General features: G+C 68.0%; 15 protein-coding genes, 1 tRNA gene and 1 pseudogene. 6 read left to right on the forward strand and 11 right to left on the reverse strand.

From position 1 onward, the window contains the following. Positions 1-45 precede the first annotated feature (45 nt). Genes HU825_RS06210 through HU825_RS06220 form a run of 3 tightly spaced genes read left to right on the forward strand, consistent with a single transcriptional unit; the run spans position 46 to position 1,564 of the window. A complete protein-coding gene (locus HU825_RS06210) occupies positions 46-297 on the forward strand; it encodes a GlsB/YeaQ/YmgE family stress response membrane protein (RefSeq protein WP_043298794.1) in 252 nt (83 codons plus the stop codon). 49 nt (positions 298-346) lie between these two features. Then, entirely contained in the window at positions 347-877 is a 531-nt protein-coding gene (locus tag HU825_RS06215) for a DUF3299 domain-containing protein (RefSeq protein WP_054094112.1), read from the forward strand. Beyond that, a complete protein-coding gene (locus HU825_RS06220; RefSeq protein ID WP_234303136.1) occupies positions 878-1,564 on the forward strand; it encodes a uracil-DNA glycosylase family protein in 687 nt (228 codons plus the stop codon). A 3-nt stretch (positions 1,565-1,567) separates the two neighbouring features. Here HU825_RS06220 and HU825_RS06225 read toward each other — a convergent pair whose 3' ends face one another. The 3 genes from HU825_RS06225 to HU825_RS06235 are packed head-to-tail and all read right to left on the reverse strand — an operon-like array spanning position 1,568 to position 3,399. After that, a complete protein-coding gene (locus tag HU825_RS06225; RefSeq protein WP_234303137.1) occupies positions 1,568-2,575 on the reverse strand; it encodes a zinc-dependent alcohol dehydrogenase family protein in 1,008 nt (335 codons plus the stop codon). A gap of 28 nt (positions 2,576-2,603) precedes the next feature. Beyond that, positions 2,604-3,131, reverse strand: a complete 528-nt coding sequence (locus HU825_RS06230; RefSeq protein ID WP_043298800.1) for a cytochrome b/b6 domain-containing protein — start codon at positions 3,129-3,131, stop codon at positions 2,604-2,606. A gap of 1 nt (position 3,132) precedes the next feature. Then, the gene (locus HU825_RS06235) at positions 3,133-3,399 is read right to left on the reverse strand and encodes a PepSY domain-containing protein (RefSeq protein ID WP_003286335.1); all 267 of its coding nucleotides are present in this window, start codon (positions 3,397-3,399) and stop codon (positions 3,133-3,135) included. A 221-nt stretch (positions 3,400-3,620) separates the two neighbouring features. On the opposite strand from HU825_RS06235, the gene HU825_RS06240 reads away from it, so the two are divergent. After that, the gene (locus HU825_RS06240) at positions 3,621-3,977 is read left to right on the forward strand and encodes a diacylglycerol kinase (protein ID WP_138300850.1); all 357 of its coding nucleotides are present in this window, start codon (positions 3,621-3,623) and stop codon (positions 3,975-3,977) included. Between the two features lie 9 nt (positions 3,978-3,986). Here the strand turns inward: HU825_RS06240 and HU825_RS06245 are convergent, their stop codons facing one another. Together HU825_RS06245 and HU825_RS06250 are read right to left on the reverse strand one after the other, a co-directional pair. Then, the gene (locus HU825_RS06245) at positions 3,987-5,924 is read right to left on the reverse strand and encodes a DNA topoisomerase III (protein ID WP_234303138.1); all 1,938 of its coding nucleotides are present in this window, start codon (positions 5,922-5,924) and stop codon (positions 3,987-3,989) included. 102 nt (positions 5,925-6,026) lie between these two features. After that, the gene (locus HU825_RS06250; RefSeq protein WP_234303139.1) at positions 6,027-7,046 is read right to left on the reverse strand and encodes a helix-turn-helix domain-containing protein; all 1,020 of its coding nucleotides are present in this window, start codon (positions 7,044-7,046) and stop codon (positions 6,027-6,029) included. A gap of 168 nt (positions 7,047-7,214) precedes the next feature. On the opposite strand from HU825_RS06250, the gene HU825_RS06255 reads away from it, so the two are divergent. Both HU825_RS06255 and HU825_RS06260 read left to right on the forward strand, forming a co-directional pair. After that, positions 7,215-7,841, forward strand: coding sequence for a TetR/AcrR family transcriptional regulator (locus HU825_RS06255; RefSeq protein WP_102829139.1), 627 nt, complete (start codon positions 7,215-7,217; stop codon positions 7,839-7,841). Continuing rightward, a complete protein-coding gene (locus HU825_RS06260) occupies positions 7,813-9,582 on the forward strand; it encodes an acyl-CoA dehydrogenase C-terminal domain-containing protein (RefSeq protein ID WP_234303140.1) in 1,770 nt (589 codons plus the stop codon). The genes HU825_RS06255 and HU825_RS06260 overlap by 29 nt, the downstream gene beginning before the upstream one ends. A 66-nt stretch (positions 9,583-9,648) precedes the next feature. Here HU825_RS06260 and HU825_RS18835 read toward each other — a convergent pair whose 3' ends face one another. The 6 genes and pseudogenes from HU825_RS18835 to HU825_RS06290 all read right to left on the reverse strand — a co-directional run bounded on the left by HU825_RS18835 (position 9,649) and on the right by HU825_RS06290 (position 14,698). Further along, on the reverse strand, positions 9,649-10,167 hold the full coding sequence (locus tag HU825_RS18835) for a methyl-accepting chemotaxis protein (RefSeq protein WP_234303379.1): 519 nt from the start codon (positions 10,165-10,167) through the stop codon (positions 9,649-9,651). Between the two features lie 84 nt (positions 10,168-10,251). Further along, positions 10,252-10,980: pseudogene (locus HU825_RS18840) on the reverse strand (PAS domain-containing protein); the annotation flags it as partial. Between the two features lie 348 nt (positions 10,981-11,328). Next, positions 11,329-11,404, reverse strand: a tRNA-Thr gene (locus HU825_RS06275). A 76-nt stretch (positions 11,405-11,480) separates the two neighbouring features. After that, a complete protein-coding gene (locus HU825_RS06280; RefSeq protein WP_234303141.1) occupies positions 11,481-12,683 on the reverse strand; it encodes a methyltransferase in 1,203 nt (400 codons plus the stop codon). A gap of 97 nt (positions 12,684-12,780) precedes the next feature. Continuing rightward, a complete protein-coding gene (locus HU825_RS06285; protein ID WP_043299453.1) occupies positions 12,781-14,157 on the reverse strand; it encodes a TRAP transporter large permease in 1,377 nt (458 codons plus the stop codon). Continuing rightward, entirely contained in the window at positions 14,150-14,698 is a 549-nt protein-coding gene (locus tag HU825_RS06290) for a TRAP transporter small permease subunit (protein ID WP_077682806.1), read from the reverse strand. Before HU825_RS06290 ends, HU825_RS06285 begins: the two co-directional genes overlap by 8 nt. Positions 14,699-14,913 lie beyond the last annotated feature (215 nt).

Below are 14,913 nucleotides of genomic sequence, written 5' to 3' on the forward strand. Positions count from 1 at the left end.
TCGCCCGGGTCCATCGGTTACCACCTACGGACCCGGGAGAATCACATGGGCATCATCGGTACCATCCTCATCGGCCTGATCGTCGGCCTCATCGCGCGTTTCCTCAAGCCGGGCAACGACAGCATGGGCTGGATCATGACCATCCTGCTCGGTATCGGCGGCTCGCTGCTGGCCAGCTACGGCGGCCAGGCGCTGGGCCTGTACGAAGCCGGCGAGGGCGCAGGCTTTATCGGCGCGGTGGTCGGTGCGATCATCCTGCTGGTCATCTACGGTGCGCTGACCCGCCGCAACCACTGATCCGCCGCGGGCCGCCGTGGCGGCCCATCCCTCCACCGAACCGCCCACCATGCCCCGATTGCTGCTGCCGCTGTTGCTCTGCTGTTCCCTGCTTGCCCACGCCGCCCCGCCGGAACTCGACTGGCTGGAGCTGATGCCGCCCGAGGATCGCCAGGCGCTGGAGGACATGCCGGAAATCGACCACGGCGGCACCGAGGACCCGGGCTTCAGCGCCCAGGGCGCGCTCAAGCAGGGCGCCGGGCTGCCGGCCGTGATGTATTCGGCCAAGACGGTGCCGGCGCTCGACGGCAAATCGGTGCGCCTGGGCGGCTATCCGGTGCCGCTGGAAAGCGACGAGCAGGGCCGCAGCACGCTGTTTTTCCTGGTGCCCTATCCGGGCGCCTGCATCCACGTGCCGCCGCCACCGCCGAATCAGATCGTGCTGGTGCGCTACCCGCGTGGCATTCAGCTCGACGATATCTACACGCCGCTGTGGGTCGACGGCACGCTGAAGATCGAGACGGTGAGTAACGAACTCGCCGACGCCGCCTACGTCATTCCGGCCGATGCAGTGGAGCCGGTCGACGAAGCGGACTTCTGAGTGCTCGACGCACGACGCCGCGAGGCATTTCGCCGGCTCGCGGCCGACACCGTGGGCATCGACGTCGAGGTCTACCGACAGTTTGGCAAGGACCCGCTGGAGCCGATCCTCGGCCTCGGCGATGCCGCCGCACCACTGTGTTTCTTCGGTCGCGATCCGGGCCGCGAGGAGGTTCGCCACGGCGCGCCGTTCGTCGGTGCCAGCGGGCAGAGCGTGCGCCGCGCGCTGCATCGCCAGCTGCATGGCACGGCGCCGCCGGACTTCGATGCGGCGCTGGCGGTAGGGCGGGGTTTCTTCTGGCTCGGCACCGTGCCGTACAAGCCGCTGGGCAACCGGGCCTGGTCGATGGCGGTCAAGCGGCGCTTCCAACCGTTGCTGCGCGAGCTGCTGCTGGCCGAATGGCACGGCCGGCACATCGTCACCTTCGGTCGCGAGGCGTTTCTCTGGTTCGGCATCGACCAGCCGCGCGCGGTGCGTGAACGGCTGGAGGCGTTCTGGCGGCGCGACGACCGCTTCAGCGCGAGCATCGACGTGCGGCTGCACGACGAACACGGCGCGCTGCGGGAATTCGTCCTGCATCCGCTGCCGCATCCCTCGCCGCTCAATCAGCTCTGGTTCAAGCGCTTTCCCGCGCTGCTGCAGGCGCGTCTGGCGGCGCTCGCAATCGGTGCGCCGACGGCGAGCTGAGGCTCAGATATCCAGGCAGATCTTGCCGAAGTGGCGATTGCTCTCCTGATAGCGGAAGGCGTCGCAGATCTGCTCCAGCGGGAAATGCCGGTCGATCACCGGACGCAGGCCGTTGGCGTCGATGGCGCGGATCATCGCCTGCTGCTGGGTGCGGCTGCCGACCAGCACGCCCTGCAGGCGCAGCTGGCGCACCAGCGCGGTGACCAGCGGCAGCTCGCCGGCCACCCCGGTGAGGATGCCGATCACCGCGATGTGCCCGCCGATGCGGGTGGCGGCCATCGACTGCACCAGCGTCGCTGGGCCACCGACCTCAATGACGTGGTCGACGCCACGGCCATCGGTGAGTTCGAGCACGCGCTGGCCCCACTCCGGGGTGCTGCGGTAGTTGATCAGGTGGTCGGCACCGAGGCCGCGCAGGCGTTCGAGCTTGTCGTCGCTGGAGGAAGTGGCGATTACGCTGGCGCCGGCCAGCTTGGCGAACTGCAGGGCGAAGATCGACACGCCACCGGTGCCCTGTACCAGCACCGTCTCGCCGGGCTTGAGCGCGCCGTCGACCATCAGCGCGCGCCAGGCGGTGAGCCCGGCGGTGGTCAGGGTCGCCGCCTCGGCATGGCTCCAGCCCTTCGGCGCACGGGTGAACGAGGTGGCGCGGGCGGTCACCGTCTCGCGCGCGTAGCCGTCGATGCCGTCGCCGGGCACCGTGGCGAAGCCTTCCACCAGTGGCTCGCCGTCCAGCCAGTCGGGGAAGAAGGTGCTGACCACTTGATCGCCGACAGCGAACTCGCTGACCCCGGCACCCACCGCGATCACCTCACCGGCGCCGTCCGCCATCGGGATGCGCGGCTCGCTCGGCCCCCACATGCCGCTGACCACGGCGAAATCGTGGTAGTTGAGCGAGTTGGCGCGCAGGCGCACGGTGATTTCGCCGGCCGCCGGTTCGCGCGCCGGGCAGCTGCCGACGATGACCTTGTCGTAGCCGCCGCCGGGTTGAACGTAGATCGCTTTGCTCATGGTCGCTCCAGAATGCGAATGGTGAGCTTCACAGCCGGCGTCGGCGTCCGGTCACCATCGAGAGAAAGAGGTTTTCGCGCAGCCGCAGGCTTTCCACCAGCGCGGCCAGCAGGTGCAGGCCGACCAGTCCGAGCAGCGCGTTGGCGAAAGCATCGTGCACGATCAGAGGGCCGTCCAGCCCCCAGAAGTAGTCGACTTCCTCCATCAGAAAGCCGGTTACGCCCAGGCCGAGCATCAGCAGCATCATCAGGATCATCACCAGCGCGCCGAGCGGCGAATGCCCCAGGCGATGGTAGGGCCGCCCGTGCAGCAGCGCGCCCAGATGTTCGGCCAGCCGCGCGCGGCTGGGCCAGAAGTCGGCCCAGCGCGCCGCCGGCGTGCCGACGAACCCCCACACCAGGCGGATCGCCAGCCAGGCCACGGCGTAGTAGCCCAGCCAGCGATGCCACGCCTCGCCCTCCTCGGTGAAGAAGTAGTTGGCGATGAAGGCGCCGGCCAGCGACCAGTGGAACAGGCGCACCAGCGGGTCCCAGAGCGTGACGCGGTCGGGTTTCATGTCAGTCGTCGATCTCGGTCTTGACCGCCTCGCCGCTCACCGGATCGAAATAGATCTCGACCTTTTGCTTGTCCTTGTTCCAGCCGTAGATTTCGTAGCAGTTGCCGTCGGTGACCTTGAACTTCTTGATCTCGTAGCCCTGGGCCTTGAGGTCGGCCTGGAACTTGTCCTGGTCCTGCCACTGCGCCTTGTCGGCGCTGGTGCACTCGGGTTCGGCCAGGGCCAGCGGGCTGGCGAGGGCGAGGGACAGCAGAAGCAGCTTGCGCATGGGAAGGTCCTCTTGCGAAAGAATGGCAAATGCCCCGGCGAGGCGGTCGAACGGCGCAGGCCGCGGCGCGTGACGGTGCCCGGGCGCAGCGCCCGGTACCGTCAGCATTCAGAGCGCGGCGGCGCCGGCATGTTCCGCAGCCGCCACCGGCACCGCGCGTGCGGCTGGATTTGCCGCTGATCTGCTGGGAGCATGGGAGGCCCGCCAGCCAAGGAGCCGTCATGAAGGGACAACCGTTCTACCGTCGCCTGCGGTTCGCCCGTCACGGCCTGGCGCAGGCCTGGCGCCGCGAGCGCAGTCTGCGCACGCACCTGCTGGCCGCGACCCTGGTGCTGCTGGTGCTGCTGCTGACGCGCCCGGCTGCCATCTGGTGGGCGGTCCTGACGTTGACGGTGGGCCTGGTGGTGATCGCCGAGCTGCTCAACAGTGCGCTGGAAACCCTACTCGACCACCTGCACCCGCAGCAGCACCCGGAGATCGGCGTGGCCAAGGACATCGCCGCCGCGGCGGTGCTGATCGCCAGCCTGGTGGCGCTCGGTGTCGGCGCGGCGTTCCTGTTCAGCCTGCTCGGCGGCTGAGGCGGCCTCTCAACGCGGGGCGGCCGCGGCCTTGCGGCGCCTGCCGGTGGTGCCTTTGTTTGCGGCGGCCTTGCGCTTGTTCTTCCAGGGCGCGCCGCCGCGTGCGGGCGGCCCGCTGATGGTGAGGCGCAATCCGGCGCAGCGTTCGACCAGCTTGCTCATCCACGCCGACTGCTTGACGACGAATTCCTCCAGCGGCATCTCGCCGTTCTGCACCATATCCAGCGCCTGCTCCCAGATCGCCGTGGTGCCGGGGGCGGCGATCGGCCGCGGCACCGCGTCGATCAGGCCGAACGCCGCGGGCGTGGCGGCCAGCGCCTTGCCCTGCTTGCTCAGGTAGCCGCGTTCGAGCAGGCCCTGGATGATCCCGGCGCGCGTCGCCTCGGTGCCGATGCCGGTGGTGTCCTTGAGCTTCTGCTTCAGGCGCGGGTCGTCGACCAGCCTGGCGACGTTCTTCATCGCCTTGATCAGTTCGCCCTCGGTGAACGGCTTGGGGGGTTGGGTGTGCTGGTCCTTGAGCGTTACCTCTTGCACCGCGCAGTCCTGGTTCGCGGCGAGTGCCGGCAGCGCCTGCGGTTCGGGCGCTTCGCGGCCTTTGGCCGGCCTCAGCGCCTCGGGCAGCGCGCGGCGCCAGCCCGGCTCGACGATGCGCTTGCCCACCGCGCGCAGCGCCTGGCCGGCGCAGCTGAACTCGGCCTGGGTGCGGTCGTACTCGTGGTTGGGCAGGAACTGCGCCAGATAGCGTGCGCGGATCAGCCCGTAGACGGCGCGCGGCTTGCCGCTCAGGCGCGCCGCGGCCTGCGCGGCGACGGTGGGAATGATGCCGTGGTGCGCGCTCACTTTCGCATCGTTCCAGGCCCGCGAACGGCGCCGGGCGTCGAGGTGCGGCGCCAGGGCAGCCAGCGCCGGATCGGCAGTACCCAGTGCGGCGAGGATCGCCGGGGCTTCGGCGTGCTGGCTGAGCGGCAGGTAACCGCAGTCGCTGCGGGGGTAGGTGATGAGCTTGTGCGTTTCGTACAGCGCCTGAGCGATGTCGAGGGTTTCCTGGGCGCCGAGGCCGAGCTTCTTCGAGCAGACTTCCTGCAGCGTGCCGAGATCGAACGGCAGCGGCGCCGCCTCGCGCATCCGTTCGGTCTTCAACTCGACCAGCCGCGCGCTGCCGGCGCTACGCATCGCCTCGGCGGCGTCACGCGCCAGCTCGGGCTTCAGGCAACGGCCCTGTTCGTCACAGGCATCCGCCGCGGCCCGCCACTGCGCGGTGAAGGGAATGCCGTCGGCCAGCAGCTGCACGTCGATGGCCCAGAACGGCACCGGCATGAAGTCGGCGATGCTGCGGTCGCGGTCGACCACCAGGCGCAGCGTCGGGGTCTGCACGCGGCCCACCGGAAGCACGCCCTGGTAGCCGGACTGGCGGCCGAGCAGGGTGAACAGCCGGCTCATGTTCATGCCGATCAGCCAGTCGGCACGCGAGCGTCCCAGCGCGGCCTGGTAGAGATTGAAGGTTGCGCTGCCCGGCTTGAGCGCGCCGAGCGCCTTGCGGATCGACGCCTCGTCCAGCGCCGACAACCACAACCGCTGGATCGGCCCGCGATAGCGGCAGTGCTCGACCAGCTCGCGGGCGATCATCTCGCCTTCGCGGTCGGCGTCGGTGGCGATCACCAGCTCCGCACACTCGCCGAGCAGGCGCTTGACCGCCTTGAACTGGCTGGCGGTCTTCGGCTTGACCTGCATCTTCCACTGCTGCGGCACGATCGGCAGGTCGGCCAGGTTCCAGCGCTTGTAGCGCGCGTCATAGGCATCCGGCGGCGCGGTTTCCAGCAGGTGGCCGATGCACCAGGTCACGCTCACGCCGGCGCCCTGCCAGCAGCCGTCGCCGCGCCGGTTGGCGCCGAGCACCTTGGCAATGTCCTTGGCCTGGGAGGGTTTTTCGCAGAGAAAGAGCCGCATGCTGGTCATCGATGGCTGCAACGAGCACCAAGCATGGGCAGAAAGCGCGGCGCCGGCAATCGAAAATCTGTATATGCATACAGTTTGTTCGTGCCGTGACCTTCAGCTCCGCGGCGGCGGGTGCAGCTGACTGCGGAATTGCCCCGGACTCTGGCCGGTCCAGCGGCGGAACAGCCGATGAAACGCGCTGGGCTCCTGGAAGCCGGCGCGCACGGCGATTTCGCTGATGCTCAGCTGGCGGTCGCGCAGCAGGTTGAAAACCAGGGCGCGGCGTACCTCATGCTTGATCTCCTGGTAGGTGAAGCCTTCCTTGGCCAGTTGCCGTCGCAGCACCTGCTCGCCGAGCCCGCGCGCGCGGGCGATGGCGGCCAGCGTCGGCCACTGATCGCTGGGCTGGCTGCGCAGCGCGCGGAAGAGCTGCGAGGCCAAGCCGCTGTCGTTGCGAAAACGCACCACCAGCCACTGCGGACAGCTGCGCAGGAAGGCGCGCAGCGAGGCGCCATCCTGGATCACCGGCAAGCGCAAGTAGCTGGCCTCGAAGGCCACCTCGCTCTGCGCCCCGTCATATTCCACCAGCGGTCCCCAGTGCCACGGCGTGGTCTGGCCGGCCGGGGCGGGCGTGCTGAAACGGCTGCGATTGAGCGGAATGCGCCGTCCCACCAGCCAGCACATCACACCCAGCACGATGCTGAGGAAGATTTCCTCGGCCGGTCCCTTGAGCGTCGGGTCGGTCAGCTCGCTGGTCAGCCTGACGACGGCCTGGCCGTTGCGCACCTCCAGCGTCGCGCGGATGTCGTGAATGAACAGGCCGAGGTACTGCAAGCAGCGCGGCAGCGCCTTGCCCAGGTTGCTTTCCTGGATCAGCCCGCGGCAGATCAGGGCGAAGCTGCCGTTGGGCAGGCCATGGGAATCGAAGCCGAAGAACTCGTCGCCCAGCTCGGCGCTCATCGCCAGCCAGAAGCGGCTGACCGCGGCGGCCGCCACCTGGGCGTTCGGCGCGGCCAGCGCGGCGGCGTCGATGCCCGCGGCGGCGAGCACCTGCTGCAGGCGCGCCGGGTTGTCGCGCAGACGATGAAGCGCGGCCTGGACGAGGTAGGCCGCCACCGAATCCTGTTCACGCATGGCGTTATCCGTTTGCTGGGGTCGGGCGTGCGCCCGCGGTGGCGTCGGGTGGCCGAATCTATGCCGCTGCAACGACGGTTTTGGGCATAGCAAGTGCACTCGGCGCCTGCCTAGACTGGCTCACACCGTCGCCTGCGTGCAGGCCCGACCATCTCCGTGGAGGCTGCCATGCACGCCCGATCCGCCGCAACCTTTGAAATCAGCCGCGAGCGTGCGCTGCAGCTGTTCGCCGACGAGGGCTTCGGTCAGGTCAGCCTGCGCCGGCTGGCCAGCCACATGGGCATTTCCACCGCGACCCTGTACACGCATGTGGCCGGCAAGGAGGAGCTGCTGTTCGACGCGCTGGAGGAGCATTACGAGCATCTGCTGCTGCTCGCCGAGCGCGGTGTGCGCGGCGAACCGGCCGTGCGCCCGCGCGTGCAGCGGCTGAGCCGGGCGCTGGTCGAGCTGTATCGACACTGTCCGTCGCGCTTCCTGCTGGCCACGCGCGAGCGGCACTGCCTGCGCGATGGCCACCGGCGACGCATCGACAGCCTGCGCCGACGCATCGTCGAGCAGCTCGCTACCTGGCTGCAGGGCGGCGAGGCGCCGACGGCAGGTCGCGTGCTGCTCGAACTCATCGAACACCTGCCGCTCTGGCTGGCCGCGCATGGCCTCACGGCCGAGCAGCAGACCCGGCTGGTCGATGCGCTGCTGCTCGGCAGCCTTCCCGGCCTGCGCCAGCTGCCCTCCCCAGAACCCATCCTGCCGACCGAGGTAATTCACCATGCCCAGTTACAAGGCCGATCTGCGTGACGCCCGCTTCATCCTCCACGAAGTCTTCGATGCGCCTGCGCTGTGGGCGCGCCTGCCGGCGCTGGCCGAGCGGATCGATGCCGAGACCGCCAACGCCATACTCGATGAGGCGGCCAAGGTCACCGGCGAGCTGCTGGCACCGCTGAACCGCAGCGGCGACGAGGAGGGCGCGCAGTGGCTCGAAGGCCGGGTGCGCACCCCGGCGGGCTTTCGCGAGGCCTATGCCACCTACGCCGAAGGCGGCTGGGTGGGCCTGGCCGGTAATCCCGAATACGGCGGCATGGGCATGCCGAAGATGCTCGCGGTGGCCTTCGAGGAAATGCTCTACGCGGCCAATTCGAGCTTCGCGCTGTATTCGGCGCTGAGTTCCGGCGCCTGCCTGGCCATCGACGCGCATGCCAGCGAAGCCCTCAGGCAGCGCTACTTGCCGCCGCTGCACGAGGGCCGCTGGGCCGGCTCCATGTGCCTGACCGAGCCGCACGCCGGCACCGACCTGGGCATCATCCGCACCCGTGCCGAGCCGCAGGCCGACGGCAGCTACCGCATCAGCGGCACCAAGATATTCATCACCGGCGGCGAGCAGGACCTGACCGAGAACATCATCCATCTGGTGCTGGCCAAGCTGCCCGACGCCCCGGCGGGGCCGAAGGGCATCTCGCTGTTCCTCGTACCGAAGGTGCTGGTCGGCGAGGACGGCAGCCTCGGGGCGGCGAACGCGGTGTCCTGCGGCTCCATCGAGCACAAGATGGGCATCAAGGCTTCGGCCACCTGCGTGATGAACTTCGACGGTGCCTGCGGCTATCTGGTCGGCGAGCTGAACAAGGGCCTGGCGGCGATGTTCACCATGATGAACTACGAGCGGCTGTCCATCGGCATCCAGGGCATCGGCTGCGCCGAGGCTTCCTACCAAGCGGCGCGCGATTACGCCCGCGAACGCCTGCAGAGCCGCGCGGCCACGGGGCCGGTCGCGCCCGAGCGGGGCGCCGACCCGATCATCGTCCACGCCGATGTGCGGCGCATGCTGCTGACCATGAAGACCATGACCGAGGGCGGGCGCGCTTTCGCCTGCTACGTCGGCCAGCAGCTGGACCTGGCCAAGTACGCCGACGACCCGGCGCAGAAGGAGCGCGCCGAGGCGCTGGTGGCATTGCTGACGCCGGTGGCCAAGGCGTTCTTCACCGATGCCGGGTTCGAGAGCTGTGTTCTCGGCCAGCAGGTGTTCGGTGGCCACGGCTACATCCGCGAATGGGGGCAGGAGCAGCTGGTACGCGACGTGCGCATCGCACAGATCTACGAAGGCACCAACGGCATCCAGGCGCTCGATCTGCTCGGACGCAAGGTGGTCGCCAACGGTGGTGTGTCGCTGCGGCTGTTCACCGATGAGGTCCGCGCTTTCGCCGCGACCCACGACACGCCGTTCAACGCCGCGCTGCACGAGGCGGTCGAGCGTCTGGAGCAAGTCAGCGCCTGGTTGCAGGAGCAGGCGCGCGCAGACGCCAACGCCGTCGGCGCGGCGTCCGTGGAATACCTGCATCTGTTCGGCTACACCGCCTATGCCTACATGTGGGCGCGCATGGCGACCAGCGCTGCCCGCGGCGCAGCCGACGATGCGTACTACCGCGCCAAGCTGGGCAGCGCGGCGTTCTACTTCGAGCGCCTGCTGCCGCGCACGCTGGGGCTGGAGGGTAGCATCCGCGCCGGCAGCGCCTCGCTCTACGGCCTGGAGGCCGAACAGTTCTGAGCGCCTAGCGGCCCGCCTGCCGAGCGCGAGCCGCAGGCGGCCCGGGGCAAGGGAGCCAGGGTTTGCTCAGTGCCCCGGAGAGGCCAGGGTCTGGGCGAATTCACCGATGGCTTCCACGACCTGCTGCGCGCCGTGCTGTATGTCGAGGATGACCGTGCCGGCCTGGTTGGCCAGGGCGACGCCTTGTTCCGCCTTGCGCGTGCTGGCCTGCATGTTCTCCGTCGCCACCCGGGCCAGTTCCCGGTTCTTGCCGACCACCTCGGTAATGGCCACGGTCGCCTGGCTGGTGCGCTGCGCCAGGTTGCGTACCTCATCGGCGACCACCGCGAAGCCGCGACCCTGCCCGCCGGCGCGGGCCGCCTCGATGGCTGCGTTGAGCGCCAGCAGGTTGGTCTGCTCGGCAATGCCGCGAATGGCGCCGACGATGCTGCCGATTTCTTCCGACTGGGCGCTCAGCGCGCCGATGGCCTGCGCGACCTGCGCAAGTTCATCGGCGATGCTCTGCACCACGCTGACCGACTGCTGGACCACCGCGGCGCCTTGCCGCGCGGACTCGTCGGTCTGCCGCGAGGTCTCGAAGGCCATCTGCGCTGCGCGGGTTTCGGCGTCCCGCTGCTCGACCCTGGCGGTGATGTCGGAGGCGAACTTGACCACGCCATACAGCCGGCCCTGGGCATCGTAGAGCGGGTTGTAGGTGGCCTGGAGCCAGACGCCACGGCCCTGTTTGGTCAGTCGTCGGAACAGGCCGGTACTGAACTCGCCCCGGTTCAGCCGGGCCCAGAAGTCGCGATAGGCGTCGCTCTGTGCTTCTTCGGGCTCGCAGAACAGACGGTGGTGCTTGCCACGGATATCGTCCAGGCGATAACCCATGACCTGGAGGAAATTCGCGTTGGCATTGACCACCAGCCCCTGCAGATCGAATTCGATCACCGCGGTGGAGCGCTCGACCGCCTGCATGCGGCTGGCATCCGCCTGCGCGCGCAGCGTTTGCTCGGTGACATCGGTAGCGAGCATGACGATGCGCTGCACTTTGCCGCCGGCATCACGGACCGGAACGTAACTGGCCTGCAGCCACACTTGCCGCCCCTGTTTTGCCAGCCACGGCATGAGATTGGTCACGCTGCGACCCTGCTGCAGGCCCTGCCAGAAGGCGCTGTAGTCGCGGCTCTGTGCATAGGCGGGATCGCAGAACGCGCGGTGCTGGCGTCCGCTGATTTCCTCCAGGGTTAGCCCCAGCAGGTTCAGGAACAGCGGGTTGGCTTGCAGCACCAGCCCCTCGGGACTGAATTCGATGGTCGCCACGGCACTGCGCAGCGCCACGTATTCCGCCTCGAATACCGCCCGCTGCGCCTGGCATTCACGCAGGGTGTCTTTGAAAGTTCGGGTACGCATGAACATTCGGGTACGGTCTCCGATGGCCTGTCATGGCATGCATCCACCCGAAGCCGACAGGCATGACTGGCTCCGGGAGTGATGGATGGGAAGCTACATCTTTTACAAAACCTATACAAATTGATTTGATGTATAGAAATGATAGAGATCCGTACAGCGCAGGACTCGGCACGCCGATATCAGGTATCGGGTGTACGGAAAAGGCAACGCGGGTGCTGCCTGGGAGAGGGAGGCGGCGAAAACTGGAAGCTGTTGCTCGGGTATGCGCGGAAGGACGCCCGGAACCGGCGAAAGGGGCGCTCCACTTCCGGCAGAAACGAAAAAGGCCCGCATTTCTGCGAGCCTTTGTGTTCGTGGTGCCGGCACCAGGAGTCGAACCCGGGACCTACTGATTACAAGTCAGTTGCTCTACCAGCTGAGCTATACCGGCAAACCGGGCGCCATTATAGCGATTGCGCGCGGCGAGTAAACCGTTCTCTGCCAAGCACTTGCGCAGCTTCGGGGGATCAGCGGCGCTCGGCGAGCAGCAGCAGGTTGCGGGGGGTGAGTTCGCCGGCGCAGAAGCGGCCGAGGCGCACCGCGTAGCCGTTCTCTTCCAGCAGCAGGGCGCGGTCGAGCAGTAGCCAGACTTCCAGCGGACGGCGGAACAGGCCGCGCAGCAGTTCGAGGTTGCGCACTTCGGCCAGGCGTTGCCAGCCGGCCTGTTCCAGTGCCGGCCAGTCTTCGGCGCCTGGCTCCGGCAGCTGCTTGAGTGCGGCGAGGTCGCGGCAATAGCGTTCGAAGTCTTTCTGTAGCCAGGTGCTGGGCAGCGAGGGAGTGGGCAGGTAGTCGTCCTGCCTGCGCAGACGGCGCTGCAACAGGTCGAAACCGAGCCGCCAGGCCATCGACTGGTCGCGGTTGCGGCGTTCGCGGGCGCCGGCGGTGACGGTCTCGGTCAGCGGCAGGCCGAGGTCGTCGCGCGATAGCCGCAGGCTGGATTGCTGCGCGGCGCGTGACAGCGGCTGATAGCGCTCGGCCTGGGTCCGGTTGTAGCAGCAGGGCGCGACGGCGAGCTGGCGCACGCCGGCGGCAATGGCCAGCTGCAGCAGACGTACGTGCAGGTCGCCGCAGGCGTGCAGGGCGACCGGCGTGTGGTCGGCGTGCAGGCGCTCGGCGCAGTCGGCGTCGAGCACGTCTTGTTGAAGATGACAGGCATCGATGCCCAGACGCCGGCTGAGACGGGCGCCGTCGTCGACCAGCGCGACATCCCATTCCAGGCAGGTCAAGGCGCTGCCGTCCTGCGCCAGCTGACGGCCCAGATGGCCCTTGCCAGCGCACCAGTCCAGCCAGTGGCGCGTCGGTTGACGGAACTGCAAGTGCGCTGCGAACGCACGGATCTGCTGCCATTTGCGCCCGGGAACGTCGACCTGCAAGCGGCTATCCGGCGTGGGCAGCGGGTGGGCTGGCAGTTCCGCCAGGTCGGCGAGCGCCCGTGCCGCGACCGCCAGCTGGGCGAAGGGCGCCGGTGCATCGAGTTCGCTCGGCTGGTTGTGGGCGGCTTCGGCATCGGCCAGCGAGCGTGCGCGCAGCCAGGCGGCCAGTTGTGGATAGGCGGCTTCCCATTCCAGTCGGTGCTGCACGAACGGGCGCGGCCGCCACAGCGACTGGTGCTCGGAGAGGAAGCGGTCGAGCGCGAGGAAATGATCGGTGAAGCTGGCGTGAGCGCGCATTCGGTGTGGGTGTCGGGTCGGTCGGCGGGCGCCGATTGTAGCGGCGATCGGCGCGCGCAAGGCACAACGCCCGTCGTCGACGGGCGTTGTGGGGGGGTTAGCGGCCGTACACCTGTTCGGGCAGCCAGGTGATCAGATCCGGCCAGAGGTAGGCGATCACCAGCATCAGCAGCTGGATGCCGATGAACGGCACCACGCCCTTGTAGATGGTGCTCGTCGGCACACTGCGCGGGGTGACGCCACGCAGGTAGAACAGCGAGAAGCCGAACGGCGGGGTGAGGAACGAGGTCTGCAGGTTGAGTGCGAGCATCACGCCGAGCCAGACCGGATCGAGCCCCATCGCCAGCAGGATGGGCCCGACGATCGGGACGACGACGAAGATGATCTCGATGAAGTCGAGGATGAAGCCGAGCAGGAAGATCACCAGCATCACCACCAGGAATGCACCGAGCACGCCGCCGGGCAGCGAATGCAGGGCGTCCTCGATCAGCACCTCGCCGCCGAAGCCGCGGAACACCAGGGAGAACAGCGAGGCGCCGATCAGGATCAGGAACACCATCGAGGTGATTTCGGTGGTGCCGAAGGCGACCTCCTTAAACTGGCTGAAGCTCAGCTGACGCTTGACCAGTGACAGCGCCGTCGCGCCCAGCGCGCCGATGGCCGCGGCCTCGGTAGGCGTGGCGTAGCCGGCGAGGATCGAGCCGAGCACGGCGGCGATCAGCACCAGCGGCGGCAGCAGCGCCTTGATCAGCCGTCCCCATTCGATCGGGCCGAGCTCTTCCTGCGGCAGCGCGGGCAGCTTCTTCGGCTGGAAGATGGCGATGATGATCAGGTAGACGATGTACAGGCCCACCAGCGCCAGCCCCGGCAGCAGCGCGCCGACGAACAGGTCGCCGACCGAGACGGTCTTCGGCGAGAAGATGCCCATCTTCAGCTGTGCCTGCTGGAACGCGCTGGACATCACGTCGCCGAGCAGGACCAGGATGATCGACGGCGGGATGATCTGCCCGAGCGTGCCGGTGGCCGCCAGCGTGCCGGTTGCGATCGCCGGGTCGTAGCCGCGGCGCAGCATGGTCGGCAGCGCCAGCAGACCCATCGTGACCACGGTGGCGCCGACGATGCCGGTCGAGGCCGCGAGCAGCGTGCCGACCACGCACACCGAGATCGCCAGACCGCCGCGCAGGGTGCCGAACAGCCGCGACATCGATTCCAGCAGGTCTTCGGCGACGCGGGATTTCTCCAGCATCACCCCCATGAAGACGAACAGCGGCACCGCCAGCATCGTCTGGTTGTTCATGATGCCGAAGATGCGGTTGGGCAGCGCATGCAGGAAGCCGACGTCGAACGTGCCGGTGACCACGCCCACGCCGGCGAACAGCAGTGCCATGCCGCCGAGGGTGAAGGCCACCGGATAGCCCGACATCAGCGCGATGCAGATGCCGACGAACAGTGCGATTGCCATGATCTCAGCCATGCTGCACCTCCTCGTCCTGCGGCAGGCGGCCGGCGAGGCGGTAACCGAGCTTGATCAGATCAGCGACGGCTTGCAGCGCGAGGCTGATGACCATCACCAGGATGATGCTCTTCTGCAGGTAGACGAACTTCAGGCCGCCGGATTCGTTGGAACCTTCATGCGTGGCCCAGGAGTTGGCGACGTAATCCCAGCTGTTCCAGGCCAGGAACAGGCAGACCGGGATCAGGAACAGCACGTGGCCGAGGCCATCGACGATGCCTTGCCGGCGGGAGACCAGCTTCTGGTAGAAGATGTCGACGCGGACGTGGCCATTGCGCTGCAGGGTCCAGGCGGCGGCGCCCATGAAGACCAGCGCATGGGCGTACATGACCGCTTCCTGCAGGGCGATGGCGCCGATGCCGAAGCCATAGCGCAGCACCACGACGATCGCGGTACCGGCAACGAGGAAGAGCGTGAACCAGGCACACAGCTGGCCGAAACGCCGATTCAGCGAATCGATGAAGCCAGCCACGCGCAGTAGCGGCGGGGCGTCATGGGACATTGGTGAGTCCTTCTTGTGGGGTCGCAAGGAATGTTGCGCAGAAGGATTCTTGCAGTAGTGGCGCTTTGCAGCAATCGGCATACGACTTTTAGCGGGATGGACTAGGCTTGAGCCGCAGATATCGCTAGTTTTCTTCACCTTGCTTGCACGGTTGCCGGTCCTGGCGCCGGGGCGTTGCCCGGCGCGGTTCTGCCTGGTCGGTCGTGTTCAGCCAA

This window comes from Pseudomonas phenolilytica, assembly GCF_021432765.1.
GTDB classification, from domain to species: Bacteria; Pseudomonadota; Gammaproteobacteria; order Pseudomonadales; family Pseudomonadaceae; genus Stutzerimonas; species Stutzerimonas phenolilytica.